This window comes from Gilliamella sp. Occ4-3 (assembly GCF_001690675.1).
Classification (GTDB): Bacteria; Pseudomonadota; Gammaproteobacteria; order Enterobacterales; family Orbaceae; genus Gilliamella; species Gilliamella bombi.
Genome location: NZ_LZHR01000022.1, coordinates 136,538 through 152,739, shown reverse-complemented (window position 1 = coordinate 152,739; position 16,202 = coordinate 136,538). Strand labels below are relative to the sequence as shown.

Sequence of the window (16,202 nt, the reverse complement as noted above, 5' to 3'; positions counted from 1 at the left end):
AAAGGAATATATCATGGAAAAAATCGACCCTAATATTTTTACTGAAGCAAAAAACACTTCAGCAATGGCCGATGGTGGATGTGGTACTTGTCAACGAAACGGCATGCCATTTTTTTTAGTTCGCCAATCGGTTATTAATCCCAATGCTTACCACGGTATAGACTGGTCAGAAAGTGTACCTAAATTGACTGATAGGCGCCCTAACGTGGCACTAACGAAGCATAAATACGCTTTAAGAATGCTACGCAAAGGATATGTTTATGTATTAATGGAACAAAATGGCATTCGAAAATTATTAGGCTACGAAGTGACCTCGAAAGGAGCATTACGGCATCGATCCATTTACCATATGAAAAAATACGAAATTGAAGATTTAGCTGAAAAATGCACTGAAAAGAACCACAATATCCCCGCTATTTTTGCCAATATTGATGTATTAAATGCCACGGTATGGATAGCTTATAGCCGTCGAGCTTGGTCAAAAGATATTGAAGATTATTACCGTTCTCCAGATGCCGATTTAAGACGATTCACCAAAGTAACGATAAACGATAAAACCCGAAACGACCCTACTGCTTTAACCGACGGGCGTAGTTTTGCTTTCAACGATTTACTTGACGAGAATAAAGCGCCTTATTTACCTGAGTTTTTTTTTGACAAAAAAGATTTTAACGTACGTTTTCCTAGCGCACATGAATTTTATGATTATTCAGATAAAGATAATTTAAACGCAATTGCAAATATAGCCGCAAAATTTGAAAAGCAGTATCAATGTACAATAGGTTGCATTGTGCTAGAAGACACCTTCGGCATAGCCGAAGAGCTGAATGCTCAACGATTTCGGAACTTTGATCCTATTAATAATGCCTTTTTAGAGCACGAACGAGAAATAGAGAAAAAATTAACTGATGCCTATAACGAAAAAATAGCAGATTATACGCCATCGGATAACTGGTTAAATGCGTCTGATGAGTTACCACAGCTGTTTCCATATGCAAAAGACTATTTTCAAAGCCTTATAAATCCTAATATTGATGACAATCAAAGTGACACCGCACAGTCACAAGCAATAACAGTCCCCCTAAGACCCAATACAAATACCTCCAAATATTATCATAAATATTTTTCTACTGAGCGTGGCTATAAACGCAGGATTGTGTCTTGTATTGATGCTTATAAAAAAGGATTAAAGAACTATTGTGCGAATCAAATAGAGCAAGAAAATGAAAAAGACGGTAAATATAATGAAACACAATATGAGGATGTTTATAAACCCGTAATAAATATGAGCAATAATAGGGGTAACGAATTATATGCTTACAGCTTACGGATGCAAAAGTTAAAATCAGAAGGTTGGAAAGAAGTTGCCTTAACTAATGAGGAGAAAACAGCATTATTAAAACAAAAAAACCAATTTTATACAAAATATGACGATGTACATCGTTTTTCATTAACGAAAGAAGGTGCTGTACAATCTAAATTTGATAAAGAATGGGCAAAACTGTCTGCACAGCTGGATAAGGGTAAACTAGGCGCATTTCGCCAAGAAGAAAAACAACTATTTGACGAAATAGTTAAAGACATCCGCAAAATATCAATCGATTATTTAGTTTATGTTACTTGGCTTTTTGGCTCAAAAGATAAACCGTCTAAATATGCCCCAGCAGGACTGACCAACTATAACCAAGTTGAGTTTTGGAAACGGGAACAAGAAAACGACTACTCTAAAGACCACTTAGGCTATTTTGAAGATGTTACCGCCATATTACAAGGTAATATAACAATGGCGAAGCTACCTGAACAGTTTGGCTTATGGGACAGCCTATTACGAGACGAAAACTCCATCTATTTTCATCTATTAAAAGGTCAGGATAATAACCTGTATGAATGGTTACTAAAACAACGGATTGTTGAAATGGAGCAAAATCAAGATGCAGCAAACCACAAAACGAAAGTAACAATTCTCAATGAATTAGTGGGCAAAATTAACGATATTTTGAATTTGCCAATTGATGCGAAAAATACGACCTTATTTGTGGATCAAATGGAAGTATTAATGAATTGGATGGCTGCTGGTGTTGCTAATCCACCCAAGAATGCGAAGTTAATTAACGACATTTTAATGAAAGATCATGGCACAGAACTGCTTAAAATTTTTTCGGGTATTGAGCATAGGCGTATAAGTTTACCGGTAAAAATTAAAAACCTACCCAAAGTTTATGAAATTTTGATGGATCATTCAGATGTATCAACGGTGAGCATTGATAAAAATTCCAAGCTGTATAAGCTATCAAGAGTATCGGATGCCGATAAGCGTTGGCAATTTGAAAGCCAACTGACTAAAAAACAGCTCGAAAAAACGGTTCAAATGGAGTTTATGGTGTTGGCTGATGATATAGCCTCAATGAATAACATGATTGATGAGTTGAAAAAAGGCGGCAATTTAAAAGAACCCACCCTTGCCAAAGCCAAAAAGGTGTTAGACGCTGAAATTAAACACGCCCACCAATTTAGTGGTGAGCTAACTCTAGATAAACTTGAAATAGCAATAGAGCAGGTCGCCAAACGGCGAATTAAGTTCGATGCCACCAAAGGGATTTTGATGAATGGGATAATGATATTTTTACAAGGTCACCTATTCAGTCAAAATAGGCAAGCACTCGAGGCTGAAGGGCGTGAAATGCGGCAAGAAGTGAAAGAGGAAATTCTTAATGATATGGCAAAAACTGGTGTAATTATGTCGTTAATGTCGGCCGAAGTAATGGCCCACACGATTAAACTAGTCGGTAGTGTATTACCCAAAACCAATATCTTTACCACCATGATACCGGGTTGTGAGAAATTTATAAAAGTCACTGGGGGAGCGCTAGCGCTTATTGCGATATTAGATGGGGCGATGGATATTTATAAAGGATATCGTTATGCGAAAAATGGTGATAAGAAAGATGCTTTACTTGTTGGATTTGGAGGGGCATTATCCATGGGAGCAGGCATATTTGCGTTTATTAATTCATTAGAAATTTTTAGTGCACTTGCATTATCTGTTGCGCTTTTAGCCATAGCAATAGCTATTATTGGTGTAATTTTAGTGTATATAGGCTCAGAAGCAGATCGTTGGTCGCCCATGGAAGTATGGTTTAACCGTTGCTATTTTGGTAACCATAAACATCCAGAAAAAGGGCAACCTTACCCACTCACCGCGGTTGGCACCAGTGCCGCATTAAATGACTATTTTGCCTATCTTTCAGGTGTTTATTTAGCTTTAAATTATCAATCTTATGATATGGAGTTCTTTTTGGATGATATTCGTAATGATACTGATGAAAACGCTGCATTAATTTATGCCGGTGGGCTGCATGTGCATATTAAACTGCCCAATTTTGATGCACAAAGCCGTTATGTCTGTATGGTCTATCTAACAGATTCTGAAGAGCAATCGGCTAAGGTCAAAATTGAAAAAGGTAAAGACGATAAAAATCTGAATGTTACGGTATCACCCAATCAATGTAATCATGATTTAGTGCGCTGGGTCGAATCGAAAGATTACCCTATCGAATCAAATATAAATGATACCGTGGTAATAGACCAAAAAGTTGCTGAATTAAGGGTAAAAGCCAAAAAAGTGATTGGCATTTTGCACTATTGGCAAGGTAAAGACGCCAAATCGCCACTACGCATTGAACATATTATCAATTAAAAAAACAAAAAAAGGAGAATGTAATAATGCCATCAAAGTATCAACCGCAAGTGCCTGAATGGCTTCAAGATCTGTATAAAGGTGTATATACAAAGCAATTGCCTTTAAGTAATAATAAAAAATTACGTTATGCTAATGATGATTATTGTGAACTGTCAAGATGCCCAAAAGGAATGAGAGGTTATCTTCGATGGTTTATAGTAATTATTATATTTTTTACATGTTTGCTTTTTATTTGTTCGGCTTTTTTTGCTATTTATGCCATCATCTATGTCGATGAAATAAGGTTATTAGCTATTTTTTTAGAATGTATATTTATACTAATTAGTTATTTTTTCATACAAATATTTTTATGTGGTTTATTTGCCCCCGAAGATTGTCCCATTCGTTTAAACAGGAAAACAAGAAAAGTTTATATTTACGAAAATATTATAATGCATTTGGGAGCTTGGAGAGCTTTAAAATACTCACCCTTTAAAATAAAAGAAGTCATTGTTAAGGAATTTGATTGGATGGATATCCAAGGGGTAATGAGCTCAATTTTGGCCAGTGTTGGTACGGTCAGAACTTACCGTATTGAATGTGTGGTATGTAAACCTAATACTACTAATGTAATTGACCACTTTATTTTATGTACAGATAGCAGTTTAAGTTATGACGAATGGATGTGGATAAATAGCTATATGGCGTTTTCGGATAATAATTTGGATAGGGAGTTGATGCCAGAAGAAGAGTTCACATGGCCAATCAAAGTCAACTGGCCAGAAGAAATCGACAAAAAATCCAAAGCCAGCTCGCTTGAAGAGTATCAGAAAATAGATGCCGAGTATAAAAAAATTAAGGAATAAATAATCTCCAAAGTACCGTGGCGATAGACCAAAAAGTTGCCGAATTAAGGGTAAAAGCCAAAAAAGTGATTGGCATATTACATTACTGGCAAGGTAAAGACGCCAAATCACCACTGCGTGTGGAACACATTATCAATTAAAAAAACAAAAAAGGGAGAACGTAATAATGCCATCCAAATATCAACCGCAAGTTTCCGCATGGCGCGAGGATTTGCATAAATGGGTATATACAACAAAATTACATTTAAGTAATAATAAAAAATTACGTTATGCTAATGATGATTATTGTGAGTTTTCTCGTCATATAACAGGAATGGGATATTTTGTTAGAATTATTTTTATTTTAGCTCTCTTTGTAATTAACTTGATGTGTATTGCTTTTGTATTTATTACAAGTTTGGTTATTATTTATTTTCAAGATTTAAGAATTCTAGCTATTTTTATTGAATTTCTAATGATATTCCTTCTTTATATTTCCTTTCAAATGTTTTTGCATTATTTATATGCTCCTGAAGATTGCCCAATCCGTTTTAATCGTAAAACAGGTAAAGTTTATATTTATGATCATTTTATTTTATATTTTGGGTCGTGGGCAACTTTCACTCGCTCACCTTTAAAAGTAAAAGAAATTACGGTTAAAGAGTTTAATTGGGCAGATATTCAAGGTTGTATGACCTCAGTATCAGTTCCTCTTGCTAGTGGCGGAATGGTTAGAAGCTATCGTCTAGAATGTGTGGTATGTGAGCCTAATACCACTAAAGTGATTGACCACTTTCTGTTGACTGCTGGTAGCCCAAGCTATGACGAATGGATGTGGATAAATAACTATATGGCCTTTTCGGATAATAATTTGGATGGGGAATTGATGCCAGAAGATGAGTTTACATGGCCCATCAAAGTCAACTGGCCAGAAGAAATCGACAAAAAATCCAAAGCGAGCTCACTTGAAGAGTATCAAAAAATAGATGCCGAGTATAAAAAGTTAGGAAATAAATAATGCCATCCAAATACCAACCGCAAGTTTCCGCATGGCGCGAGGATTTGCATAAAGGAATATATACAACACAATTACATTTAAGCAATAATAAAAAACTACGTTATGCGAATGATGATTATTGTGAGTTTTCAAGACGCCCAAACGGAATCGGTGTAATTCTCCGTTCCTTTCTAATTTTTATATCGTTTTTTTCGCTACTACTTACAATATTTGGAGTATTTGTAAGTTTTTCTAGTATTAATATCATGCAGTTAAGGGGGATAGATATTTTATTTATTTTTTTGGGAATTATTTTTATTTTTATTAGCTTTGTTGTACTTCAAATTTTTCTAACAACTTTATTCATGCCAGAAGATTGCCCAATACGCTTAAATCGTAAAACAGGGAAAATTTATCTTTATGAACATTTCATCTTATATCTAGGATCATGGGCTACTTTTACTCGTTCACCCTTTAGAGCTAAAGAGATAACGGTTAAAGAGTTTAATTGGGCAGATATTCAAGGTTGTATGACCTCAGTATCAGTTCCTCTTGCTAGTGGCGGAATGGTTAGAAGCTATCGTCTAGAATGTGTGGTATGCGAGCCTAATACCACTAAAGTGATTGACCACTTTCTACTAGCAGCCTATAGCAGTTTAAACTATTACGAATGGATGTGGATAAATAGCTATATGGCGTTTTCGGATAATAATTTGGATAGGGAGTTGATGCCAGAAGATGAGTTTACATGGCCAATCAAAGTCAACTGGCCAGAAGAAATCGACAAAAAATCCAAAGCTAGCTCGCTTGAAGAGTATCAACAAATAGATGCCGAATATAAAAAGTTAGGGAATAAATAATGCCATCAAAGTACCAACCGCAAGTTTCCGCATGGCGCGAGGATTTGCATAAAGGAATATATACAACAAAATCACATTTAAGTAATAATAAAAAATTACGTTATGCTAATGATGATTATTGTGAATTTTCTCGGCGTTCAATGGGTTTAGGATATTTTTCTCGTTGGATAACTATTATTTGTTTATCAATACTTATTTTACTATCAGTTTTTGTATTATATATCGTAATTCCGCATATTCCTGTTAGCACGCATAAAGCTTTGGTTATACCTAGCTGCGTTTTAGTATTATTTATGTTTTACCTTCTTACTCAATTTTTTTTCTATTTGTCATATGCTCCTGAAGATTGCCCAATACGTTTTAATCGTAAAACAGGTAAAGTTTATATTTATGACCATTTTATTTTATATTTTGGGTCGTGGGCAACTTTCACTCTCTCACCTTTAAAAGTAAAAGAAATAACGGTTAAGGAGTTTAATTGGGCAGATATTCAAGGGTGTATGACCTCAGTATCAGTTCCTCTTGCTAGTGGCGGAATGGTTAGAAGTTATCGCCTAGAGTGTGTGGTATGTGAACCTAATACTACTAAAGTGATAGACCACTTTCTGTTGGCGGCCGGTAGCAGTTTAGGTTATGAATGGATGTGGATAAATAGCTATATGGCTTTTTCTGATAATAATTTGGATGCCGAATTTATGCCAGAAGAAGAATTCACATGGCCAATCAAAGTCAATTGGCCAGAAGAAATTGACAAAAAATCCAAAGCGAGCTCACTTGAAGAGTATCAAAAAATAGATGCCGAGTATAAAAAAATTAAGGAATAAATAATGTTCAAAGTACCGTGGCGATAGACCAAAAAGTTGCTGAATTAAGGGTAAAAGCCAAAAAAGTGATTGGCATATCACATTACTGGCAAGGTAAAGACGCCAAATCGCCACTACGCATTGAACATATTATCAATTAAAAAGGAGAACGAATAATGCCATCCAAATATCAACCGCAAGTTTCCGCATGGCGCGAGGATTTGCATAAAGGAATATATACAACGCAATTACATTTAAGCAATAATAAAAAACTACGTTATGCGAATGATGATTATTGTGAGCTTTCTCGGCGCTTCACAGGGATGGGAAGCTTATTAATTAGATTGATTGTTATTATTCTTTTCTTTATATGTGTATTGATAGCAAATTCTGGATTAGTTGCTGTACTTTTTGCTATATTTTATTTTGATACCTATAAAGCACTATTTATTTTTTTATTTTTTGTGTTTTTAATGTGCAGTCAAATATTTATTCAATTTTTTCTTACTTTTTTATTCTGTCCTGAAGATTGTCCTGTTCGCTTTAACCGTAAAACAGGTAAGGTTTATATTTATGACCATTTTCTGTTATATTGTGGTTCATGGGCTACCTTTACTCGCTCGCCCTTTAGAGCCAAAGAGATCAGTGTTAAAGAGTTTAATTGGGCAGATATCCAAGGATGTATGACCTCAGTATCAGTTCCTATTGCTAGTGGCGGAATGGTTAGAAGCTATCGTCTAGAATGTGTGGTATGCGAGCCTAATACCACTAAAGTGATTGACCACTTTCTGTTGGCGGGCAGTACCAGTTTAGGTTATAACGAATGGATGTGGATAAATAGCTATATGGCATTTTCTGATAATAATTTGGATGCCGAATTTATGCCAGAAGAAGACTTTACTTGGCCAATCAAAGTCAACTGGCCAGAAGAAATCGACAAAAAATCCAAAGCCAGCTCGCTTGAAGAATATCAACAAATAGATGCCGAATATAAAAAGTTAGGGAATAAATAATGCCATCAAAGTACCAACCGCAAGTTTCCGCATGGCGCGAGGATTTGCATAAAGGAATATATACAACAAAATCACATTTAAGTAATAATAAAAAATTACGTTATGCTAATGATGATTATTGTGAATTTTCTAGGCGTTTAAGTGGGATGAGTCCTTTGCTTCGTATACTTATGATAACTATTGCTTCTGCAACTGTTTTATTATCATTAGTAGTCTTGTACTTTGTTATACCAATTATTTTTTTTGAAAAAAGTAAAACTAGATTTATATTTATACCATGTTGTCTATTAGTATTTTTTGGTATGTATATCTTTTTTCTAATGGCTTCGAATATTTTTTTTGCTCCTGAAGATTGCCCAATACGTTTTAATCGTAAAATAGGTAAGGTTTATATTTATGACCATTTCCTATTATATTTTGGAGCATGGTCGACCTTTATTCGCTCGCCCTTTAGAGCTAAAGAGATAACGGTTAAAGAGTTTAATTGGACAGATATTCAAGGGTGTATGACCTCAGTATCAGCGCCTCTTGCTAGTGGCGGAATGGTTAGAAGCTATCGTCTAGAATGTGTAGTATGCGAGCCTAATACCACTAAAGTGATTGACCACTTTCTACTAGCAGCCTATAGCAGTTTAAACTATTACGAATGGATGTGGATAAATAGCTATATGGCGTTTTCGGATAATAATTTGGATGGAGAATTGATGCCAGAAGATGAGTTTACATGGCCCATCAAAGTTAACTGGCCAGAAGAAATCGACAAAAAATCCAAAGCGAGCTCGCTTGAAGAGTATCAGAAAATAGATGCCGAGTATAAAAAAATTAAGGAATAAATAATCTCCAAAGTACCGTGGCGATAGACCAAAAAGTTGCTGAATTAAGGGTAAAAGCCAAAAAAGTGATTGGCATATTACATTACTGGCAAGGTAAAGACGCCAAATCGCCACTACGCATTGAACATATTATCAATTAAAAAGGAGAACGAATAATGCCATCCAAATATCAACCGCAAGTTTCCGCATGGCGCGAGGATTTATATAAAGGGGTTTATACAACGCAATTGCCTTTAACTAATAATAAAAAATTACGTTATGCTAATGATGATTACTGTGAATTTTCTCGGCGAACAATAGGATGGGAGTGGGTTCCACGTTGGGTTACTATTATTTGTTTAATAATGCTTATTTTATTGTCGTTTTTCGTAGTATATATTACATCTTATGTTATTATTTTTGAAACTGAAGGGAAACTTATATTTATACCTTTTTGGTTATTGTGTCTTTATCTAATATATTTATTCTTACAGCTTGTTTTCTATCTATTATATGCTCCTGAGGATTGCCCAATCCGTTTTAATCGTAAAACAGGTAAAGTTTATATTTATGACCATTTTCTTTTATATTTTGGTTCGTTAGAAACATTTACTCGCTCACCATTTAGAGTGAAAGAGATAACGATGAAAGAGTTTGATTGGGCAGATATTCAAGGAGTCATGACGTCAGTATCGGCACCGATTTCTGGTGGTGGTATGGTTAGAACTTACCGCATAGAGTGTGTGGTATGTGAGCCCAATACCACTAATGTAATTGACCACTTTACTTTTTGTATAGATAGTAGTTTAAGTTACGATGAGTGGATGTGGGTAAATAGTTTTATGGCATTTTCGGATAAAAACCTAGATACCGAACAGATGCCAGATGAATATGAGTGGTCGGTAAAAATCAATTGGTCCGAAGAACTCGACAAAAAATCCAAAGCCAGCTCGCTTGAAGAGTATCAGAAAATAGATGCACAATATCAAAAGGTGGAAATTAATAATATAAAAAATAAAGGAAATAAAACATGAGTAAATTACGTGGAGTTATTCGGCTAGGTGATTTGACAAATCATGGTGGAAAAGTAATTACCGCTTCATCGACAATGACAGTTTTTGGCAAACCTGTTGCTCGAGTGGGGGATTTAGTCAGTTGTCCAATAAAAGGCCATGGAATTAATCCTATTATTGAGGGTGAATCAACTTTTACCATTCAAGGTAAGCAAGTTGCTTTAGATGGTCATAAAAGCATTTGCGGTTGTTCTTTAATCTCATCATTATCCGAGGTAGGAAAAAGCTAATGTCTATCGATTTAACATCACTGCCAGCCCCGTTGTCTGATGCTAAAAAAATGAATTTTTGGTTCTGGGGTGTTTTGCTTATCGTGTTCATTCTGCTTGGTTGTATTATTACTGTTACACTCAGCTTTTTTTATGACATATCAGATATCCTCTTTATTTCAGGCCTGTTTGCTTTCCCTGTTGTTTCTTGGCTGTTTATATTTTTATATGGTGTTTATCTCTATGGTAATCGTCTAGCTTATATTGAACAGTGGAATTTATGCATAGAAAAGCGTAAACAAAAATTGATTAATTATGGACAAAGAGGGTTATATGTTTTAGGGTTTTCACTTATTAGTGAACAAGGTGATGCAGGAAATGCCGCCGCTATTGTTAATAATGATTTTCTTATTACAAGTAAATTACACCGCAATAGTGGCATTGTTATTCCCCATACGACTTTATCTGTGATTGATGGTATGAAATCTGAAAGCTTTGATGAGCGTTTAAAGGCCATTTTTAGTCGTTTTGAAAAAGAATACAAAGCTAAATTTGCAACTGCGTTAACACAATCAAATTTGCATGTTAGGTTATTTATTGATGCTGAAATTTCAAACGATAAAATAAAGGCATTATGGATGGAAACATTGGGAAAAAGAATTTGTCATCCTGCTAGCTTTGAAATTGAAGAGCCCAGCCATTCATCCACATTTATAGAAACATGGTTAGACGATAGTGCTCATGATGATGAGTTGCTTTTGGTGATTAATACACATCTGTTTTCTGCTCCAATTAAAGACGAAGGTGAGTTTGCGTCAATGCTAGTTCTAGCAGGGGAAAACGTAAATAGAGCGCCATTTTTTCCTACTGTTAATTCGCCATTAATAAAAGTTTATCGTAGTGAACAAAAAACGGAATTCACGCAAACTATTGAACATGCTTTATTGTGGGGTAGTGCCAATGATAACCAGTATGGCGGGGTTTGGTATAGCGGTATTTCGCCAGATTTTAAAAATAAAATTATGCACCACTTTAATCAAATTCAGTTTGAAGCAAAAAATTATTTTAATATCGATAATTCAATTGGTTATGCTGGTTATTGTTCGTATTGGTTGGCATTAGTATTAGCCATTGAAAATGTATCTATGAAAAAAGATAAACAATTGATCATGGTAGGTAAAACACCACTTACCGCTTCGGTTGTGTCATATTTGCAAGAAAATAACACTGATTAAGCGTTAAGGTAATATATATAGCCATGTCAAATTTTTGATTTTTATTTGTATTTTTACCGTGATAACGTTAAGGCATCTTATAGAATATGATATCCTTTAATCCTCCCGACTTATTTGGCAGAATTTGAACAGCATTATAAAGGGATGTATTACTTATTAAATGAGACATTTAATAAAATATCGCACTGAAAATTAAAACTAAAGATTGAGTCTTACTCAAAAATCGGACAAATGCTGCTATGGTATAGTTAAAAATTATAAAATAAACGACTATGATGAAAAAATTTGTCGTCAAGTTTAAACAACAATTGATTAATCATTTAATTACCTATTTATTTTTATATCACTCAGTAGACATTAGTTAGTATGCTTTAGTTGAATTGCATTTTATTTATATATTAAAAACTGATTATTTTAAATTATTTGCATTAATTTAAAATAATCAGTTAACTTTTTGCTTTTATACTGTTTGGTATATACTGATGTACTGTTTTATCTATATTTATTTTTTATGCTAAAGCGAAGTATTAATCTTTTTATAGCACTGTTTGCTATCGCAATTATTGCCATGGAAACTTATATTTATTGGCATACAAAGTTTCGTCCTTGGCAACCAGAATCTTCCATAGGTCGATTAATTTATTATTATAGCTTTTTTACGGTGTTATCAAATTTGATGCTGGCATTAAGTTGTTTGTGGCTATCTGTTAACCCCAATTGTAATCGATATAGTTTTAAAGTTATTCGCTTAAATGGTTTGGCTGGTGTGATTATAACGGCTATTGTGTATAATTTAGTGTTAAGAGGTATCCATACCCCGCCTAATGTATTAATGAAAATCACTAACGAAAGTTTACATGCTGTTATACCTGCTTTGGGTTTATTAAGTTGGCTGATTTGGGGGCCATTTAGACGCATCAACGTTCATGTCATTATAGGATCAATATTATCAATGCTATCTTACGGCATTTATATTTTTGTCCGAGGTTATTATACTAATCAATATCCATACCCTTTTATTAATGTTGTACGAATCGGTTATCCCAAAGCTTTGTATGCTTCAAGTATTGTTTTTTTATTATTTTTGGGGTTAGTTTTTTTATTATGGGCGGTTGAACGCTTAAGGAAGCGAAAATGAAACTGTATATTTATGAGCATTGCCCTTTTTGTGTTAGGGCTAGAATGGTTTTTGGTCTAAAAAATATACCGGTTGAAAAACAGGTATTATTGAGTGATGATTATCAATCGCCAGAGCGTATGATTGGTGAAAAAATGGTGCCTATTTTACAAAAAGATGATGGTAGCTATATGCCTGAAAGTTTAGACATTGTTGATTATGTTGATAACAATTATGGCGATAAACCCATTTTAACAGGTCCTAGATCGCCAGATATCACAGATTTAATAAAACAGTTGCAACAATATGATTATAAGTTAGTGTGTCCACGTTATATAAAACTAGGTTTAGCTGAGTTTGCGACACAAAGTGCTATCGATTCTTTTGTTAATAGTAAATCAAAAAAAATGGGATCGTTTGATGAATGTTTGATGCAAACGGATTCATTAGTGTCTGCCGTATCTGCTATATTAAATAAACTTGAGTTATTGATTGTGTCACCAGATGCATGTAATGGACAATTATCTTTAGATGATATCTGTTTGTTTCCAGTTTTACGGAATTTGACGTGTGTTAAAAGCTTAACTTTTTCATCTAAAATTAAGGATTACCTACAATCAATGGCTAAATTTAGTAAAGTTGATCTATTTTTTGATAAAGCTATTTAATGATTAAAAATGCGGATCTTGCTATTTTTGTTTGATATTAAATCATGGTTCTAAAACGAGGTATTAAAAAGAACAGGAAAAATAGGAATAAACCTGTTCTTTTTTGTTTTAGCAATTAATTACCTAATTTAACATCAATCACTTCAATATTATCTTTACCACCATAGATATCGTACCAAGGTGTTGCATATTGTTTTAATATCTTATTGAGATGCTCAACATTTTCACGACCAGTTTGATCTAACCAAAGTTTTAAACCTTCTTTGCCTCCATTAGCATAGGCCGCAACACCTTCAAACCATGTTGCTCTACCTCCAAGGATGCCGCTATATTTAGCGCCATTTTCACCAGCAAAAATAAGTTCTTGGTGGAAGGTCTTTGTTGGTACGCCAGCACTTAAATAGATAAAGGGGCGGGTTGCTACTTCACTTGCTTGTTTAAAATAGTCAGCAGCTTGTTTTTGTGTGTAAACAACTACATTGTTGTCGTTAAAGCCTTCTACATTCTTAAACAATACGGGAACTTCGACTTTTAAAATATCAATATAATACTGCTCTTTAGTGAACTCTTTTATTGTATTGATGACTTTTTGAGGTTTGATTTTTGCAAATTCAGGACTTTTATCATCGGTTATCACGTTGTCATATACAATCGGTTCAACAAATACAGGAATATCAGCAGCTCTAGCTTCATTGCCTAAACGTTCTAAAAAAGCATGTTTTTTGTCTAAAATATCTTGAGGATCATCTGGATTATAATAAACCAATACTTTTGCAGCATCGGCACCTTTTTTTATTAGGCGTTGTAATGAATCCTCAGGCAAAATATCGGGTAATCGTCCTGGAGTACTAGCATCATATCCTGTTTTTTCGTATGACATGATTAATCCAGCATTGCTATTTTTAGCCGCCATGCCTTTAAAACCATATTCTTCATCTAACAAAATTGCACTAACATATTTAGTTAATTCTTGAGAGACAAGTTCTTTAAATTCATACACCATATCGATATGATAACGATCTTTCCCCACAGCAGATTCCATCATTTTAACCATTGAACCGCGTTGATCAATCGCTAATGCTGCAATAATGCCATCTTGGTTTGATAACTGCTGCATACGTGTAAATTTACCACGAGAAATACATTTTTTAGCCATTTTATAGCTCTCCGTTTAGTAAGATGTATTATTGTAGTTCTTTTATTTGGTTGTTTATTAATCATTTGTGCTAGTTTTAAAGATATGCTTAATTTTAATAAATTCAATTGTTATATAGTGGCATTATGATTGAGTTAAATTATTACTTAATTTGTTATCTTCTTTTAAAAGATTAAGTGTTAGAGTATAGTAGTTAAAAATATTAAACTGTTTGTAAACAATAATTTACAAGGATGAACATGCCAAAAGTACTCCATACACCGACAAGAACTCTAAATGCTCAGGATTATAAAACGTTGTCGCTTTCTGCATTAGGTGGAGCATTAGAATTTTATGATTTTATTATTTTTGTCTTTTTTTCTATAACCATTAGTCACCTTTTTTTCCCGAATGATATGCCTGATTGGCTGAGCCAAGTACAGACCTTTGGTATTTTTGCTGCTGGATATTTAATACGCCCATTGGGTGGAATTGTTATGGCGCACTTTGGCGATCGATTTGGTCGCAAAAGGATGTTTACGTTAAGTATACTGCTTATGGCATTACCAACACTATTTATAGGTTGTTTACCTACGTATATTAATATTGGTATTTTTGCACCTTTATTGTTACTGCTTATGCGATTATGTCAAGGCCTAGCTGTAGGAGGAGAAGTTCCTGGCGCTTGGACTTTTGTATCTGAGCATGTACCGAAAAATAAAATTGGATTGGCATGTGGAATATTAACAAGTGGATTAAGCCTAGGTATTTTGCTCGGTTCGCTAGTTTCAACGGCCATGAATAAGTGCTTATCTTCGGAACAACTTATTGATTGGGGATGGCGCATACCATTTATAGTTGGCGGTGTTTTTGGATTGATAGCAATGTATTTACGTCGTTGGTTAAAAGAAACACCAATTTTTCTGGAAATGCAAAATCGTAAACAACAAGAATTAGCTAAAAAAATACCAGTGCTCACTGTATTAACGGGGTATTTGCCTCAAACTATTTTATCCATGCTACTCACTTGGGTGTTGTCTGCTGGTATTATGGTTATTATGCTAATGACACCAATTTTATTACAAAAGCAATTTGGTTATTCAGCGATTGATGCGTTGCAAGGAAATATATTAGCCATCATTGGACTAATTATAAGTTGTACATTTTATGGAATGATGATGGATAAATTTGCTATGGGGAAAGTGATGTTAATAGGTTGTGTTATTGCAACTATTGTTATTGCTATTTTTTATCTTTCATTAGATAACCCACATCTTTTATTTATTACTTATTCTTTAGCAGGTTTTAGTGTTGGTATTGTAGGCTCTTTTGCTTATTTTATGGTGAGAGTGTTTCCTACCCAGATTCGTTACAGTGGTGTATCATTTTCATTTAATATGGCTTACGCTATTGCGGGCGGATTAACACCTCTGTTGATCTCCTTTTTGAGTGATTTTGTTAGCAAAATGGCGCCAGCTATTTATGTTATTGGATTATTTGGATTTGGTGCATTGGTTGGATTATATTTATTTATAAAGGATAACAGTCAAAAGTATATAGCTAAAGATATTGCATAACAAATTACAACCATAGACTTTAAAGAATTTTCCGACTGTTAATTTCTACTCAATAAGAGTTTTATTAATACAACTAGTTAATCATATTAATGATTCACCAATGCGATAATTTATCAAGAAATTATATTGGTTTTGTTATCTTGTTATACGATGTGGTTAAAAATATAAAGGAGGCTTAT

The 16,202-nt window shown here is 34.1% G+C and carries 17 protein-coding genes; 16 read left to right on the top strand and 1 reads right to left on the bottom strand.

The window, feature by feature from the left end; all coding sequences use genetic code 11:
• The first annotated feature begins 13 nt into the window (after positions 1 to 13).
• From A9G44_RS02785 to grxB, 15 genes are all read left to right on the top strand, one after another.
• Positions 14 to 3,697: a toxin VasX gene (locus A9G44_RS02785; protein WP_065609135.1), complete on the top strand. Its 3,684-nt coding sequence runs from the start codon at positions 14 to 16 to the stop codon at positions 3,695 to 3,697.
• A 26-nt stretch (positions 3,698 to 3,723) separates the two neighbouring features.
• Positions 3,724 to 4,545, top strand: a complete 822-nt coding sequence (locus tag A9G44_RS02780) for a DUF6708 domain-containing protein (RefSeq protein WP_065609134.1) — start codon at positions 3,724 to 3,726, stop codon at positions 4,543 to 4,545.
• A gap of 17 nt (positions 4,546 to 4,562) precedes the next feature.
• The gene (locus tag A9G44_RS13795; protein ID WP_257006571.1) at positions 4,563 to 4,685 is read left to right on the top strand and encodes a hypothetical protein; all 123 of its coding nucleotides are present in this window, start codon (positions 4,563 to 4,565) and stop codon (positions 4,683 to 4,685) included.
• A 26-nt stretch (positions 4,686 to 4,711) separates the two neighbouring features.
• Entirely contained in the window at positions 4,712 to 5,542 is an 831-nt protein-coding gene (locus tag A9G44_RS02775) for a DUF6708 domain-containing protein (RefSeq protein ID WP_065609133.1), read from the top strand.
• The gene (locus A9G44_RS02770) at positions 5,542 to 6,381 is read left to right on the top strand and encodes a DUF6708 domain-containing protein (RefSeq protein WP_065609132.1); all 840 of its coding nucleotides are present in this window, start codon (positions 5,542 to 5,544) and stop codon (positions 6,379 to 6,381) included. Before A9G44_RS02775 ends, A9G44_RS02770 begins: the two co-directional genes overlap by 1 nt.
• Positions 6,381 to 7,205, top strand: coding sequence for a DUF6708 domain-containing protein (locus A9G44_RS02765; protein WP_065609131.1), 825 nt, complete (start codon positions 6,381 to 6,383; stop codon positions 7,203 to 7,205). Before A9G44_RS02770 ends, A9G44_RS02765 begins: the two co-directional genes overlap by 1 nt.
• Positions 7,206 to 7,222: 17 nt before the next feature.
• Positions 7,223 to 7,345: a hypothetical protein gene (locus tag A9G44_RS13790; protein ID WP_257006570.1), complete on the top strand. Its 123-nt coding sequence runs from the start codon at positions 7,223 to 7,225 to the stop codon at positions 7,343 to 7,345.
• A gap of 15 nt (positions 7,346 to 7,360) precedes the next feature.
• Positions 7,361 to 8,197 (top strand): DUF6708 domain-containing protein, encoded by an 837-nt coding sequence (locus A9G44_RS02760; protein WP_065609130.1) that lies wholly within the window; start codon positions 7,361 to 7,363, stop codon positions 8,195 to 8,197.
• Positions 8,197 to 9,030 (top strand): DUF6708 domain-containing protein, encoded by an 834-nt coding sequence (locus tag A9G44_RS02755; RefSeq protein ID WP_065609129.1) that lies wholly within the window; start codon positions 8,197 to 8,199, stop codon positions 9,028 to 9,030. Before A9G44_RS02760 ends, A9G44_RS02755 begins: the two co-directional genes overlap by 1 nt.
• A gap of 17 nt (positions 9,031 to 9,047) precedes the next feature.
• Positions 9,048 to 9,170: a hypothetical protein gene (locus tag A9G44_RS13785; protein WP_257006569.1), complete on the top strand. Its 123-nt coding sequence runs from the start codon at positions 9,048 to 9,050 to the stop codon at positions 9,168 to 9,170.
• Positions 9,171 to 9,185: 15 nt separating this feature from the next.
• Positions 9,186 to 10,043, top strand: coding sequence for a DUF6708 domain-containing protein (locus A9G44_RS02750; protein WP_065609128.1), 858 nt, complete (start codon positions 9,186 to 9,188; stop codon positions 10,041 to 10,043).
• Positions 10,040 to 10,312 (top strand): PAAR domain-containing protein, encoded by a 273-nt coding sequence (locus A9G44_RS02745; protein WP_065609127.1) that lies wholly within the window; start codon positions 10,040 to 10,042, stop codon positions 10,310 to 10,312. Before A9G44_RS02750 ends, A9G44_RS02745 begins: the two co-directional genes overlap by 4 nt.
• Positions 10,312 to 11,526 carry a hypothetical protein gene (locus A9G44_RS02740; protein WP_065609126.1) on the top strand — a complete coding sequence of 405 codons (1,215 nt, stop codon included), beginning with the start codon at positions 10,312 to 10,314 and terminating at the stop codon, positions 11,524 to 11,526. The genes A9G44_RS02745 and A9G44_RS02740 overlap by 1 nt, the downstream gene beginning before the upstream one ends.
• A 511-nt stretch (positions 11,527 to 12,037) precedes the next feature.
• The gene (locus A9G44_RS02735) at positions 12,038 to 12,664 is read left to right on the top strand and encodes a Pr6Pr family membrane protein (RefSeq protein WP_065560451.1); all 627 of its coding nucleotides are present in this window, start codon (positions 12,038 to 12,040) and stop codon (positions 12,662 to 12,664) included.
• A complete protein-coding gene (gene grxB, locus A9G44_RS02730; RefSeq protein WP_065609125.1) occupies positions 12,661 to 13,311 on the top strand; it encodes a glutaredoxin 2 in 651 nt (216 codons plus the stop codon). The genes A9G44_RS02735 and grxB overlap by 4 nt, the downstream gene beginning before the upstream one ends.
• 115 nt (positions 13,312 to 13,426) lie before the next feature.
• On the opposite strand, the gene A9G44_RS02725 is transcribed toward grxB, so the two are convergent.
• Positions 13,427 to 14,467, bottom strand: coding sequence for a tagatose 1,6-diphosphate aldolase (locus A9G44_RS02725; protein WP_065560449.1), 1,041 nt, complete (start codon positions 14,465 to 14,467; stop codon positions 13,427 to 13,429).
• A 239-nt stretch (positions 14,468 to 14,706) separates the two neighbouring features.
• On the opposite strand from A9G44_RS02725, the gene A9G44_RS02720 reads away from it, so the two are divergent.
• A complete protein-coding gene (locus A9G44_RS02720) occupies positions 14,707 to 16,023 on the top strand; it encodes an MFS transporter (RefSeq protein WP_034915150.1) in 1,317 nt (438 codons plus the stop codon).
• The last annotated feature ends 179 nt before the right edge of the window (positions 16,024 to 16,202 follow it).

Bases quoted from the DNA above. Each gene is read 5' to 3' on its own strand.
- A9G44_RS02735 (WP_065560451.1), top strand. From the start codon at position 12,038: ATGCTAAAGCGAAGTATTAATCTTTTTATAGCACTGTTTGCTATCGCA.
- A9G44_RS02755 (WP_065609129.1), top strand. From the start codon at position 8,197: ATGCCATCAAAGTACCAACCGCAAGTTTCCGCATGGCGCGAGGATTTG.
- A9G44_RS02775 (WP_065609133.1), top strand. From the start codon at position 4,712: ATGCCATCCAAATATCAACCGCAAGTTTCCGCATGGCGCGAGGATTTG.
- A9G44_RS02745 (WP_065609127.1), top strand. From the start codon at position 10,040: ATGAGTAAATTACGTGGAGTTATTCGGCTAGGTGATTTGACAAATCAT.
- A9G44_RS02720 (WP_034915150.1), top strand. From the start codon at position 14,707: ATGCCAAAAGTACTCCATACACCGACAAGAACTCTAAATGCTCAGGAT.
- A9G44_RS02765 (WP_065609131.1), top strand. From the start codon at position 6,381: ATGCCATCAAAGTACCAACCGCAAGTTTCCGCATGGCGCGAGGATTTG.
- grxB (WP_065609125.1), top strand. From the start codon at position 12,661: ATGAAACTGTATATTTATGAGCATTGCCCTTTTTGTGTTAGGGCTAGA.
- A9G44_RS02785 (WP_065609135.1), top strand. From the start codon at position 14: ATGGAAAAAATCGACCCTAATATTTTTACTGAAGCAAAAAACACTTCA.
- A9G44_RS02780 (WP_065609134.1), top strand. From the start codon at position 3,724: ATGCCATCAAAGTATCAACCGCAAGTGCCTGAATGGCTTCAAGATCTG.
- A9G44_RS02750 (WP_065609128.1), top strand. From the start codon at position 9,186: ATGCCATCCAAATATCAACCGCAAGTTTCCGCATGGCGCGAGGATTTA.
- A9G44_RS02770 (WP_065609132.1), top strand. From the start codon at position 5,542: ATGCCATCCAAATACCAACCGCAAGTTTCCGCATGGCGCGAGGATTTG.
- A9G44_RS02725 (WP_065560449.1), bottom strand. From the start codon at position 14,467: ATGGCTAAAAAATGTATTTCTCGTGGTAAATTTACACGTATGCAGCAG.
- A9G44_RS02740 (WP_065609126.1), top strand. From the start codon at position 10,312: ATGTCTATCGATTTAACATCACTGCCAGCCCCGTTGTCTGATGCTAAA.
- A9G44_RS02760 (WP_065609130.1), top strand. From the start codon at position 7,361: ATGCCATCCAAATATCAACCGCAAGTTTCCGCATGGCGCGAGGATTTG.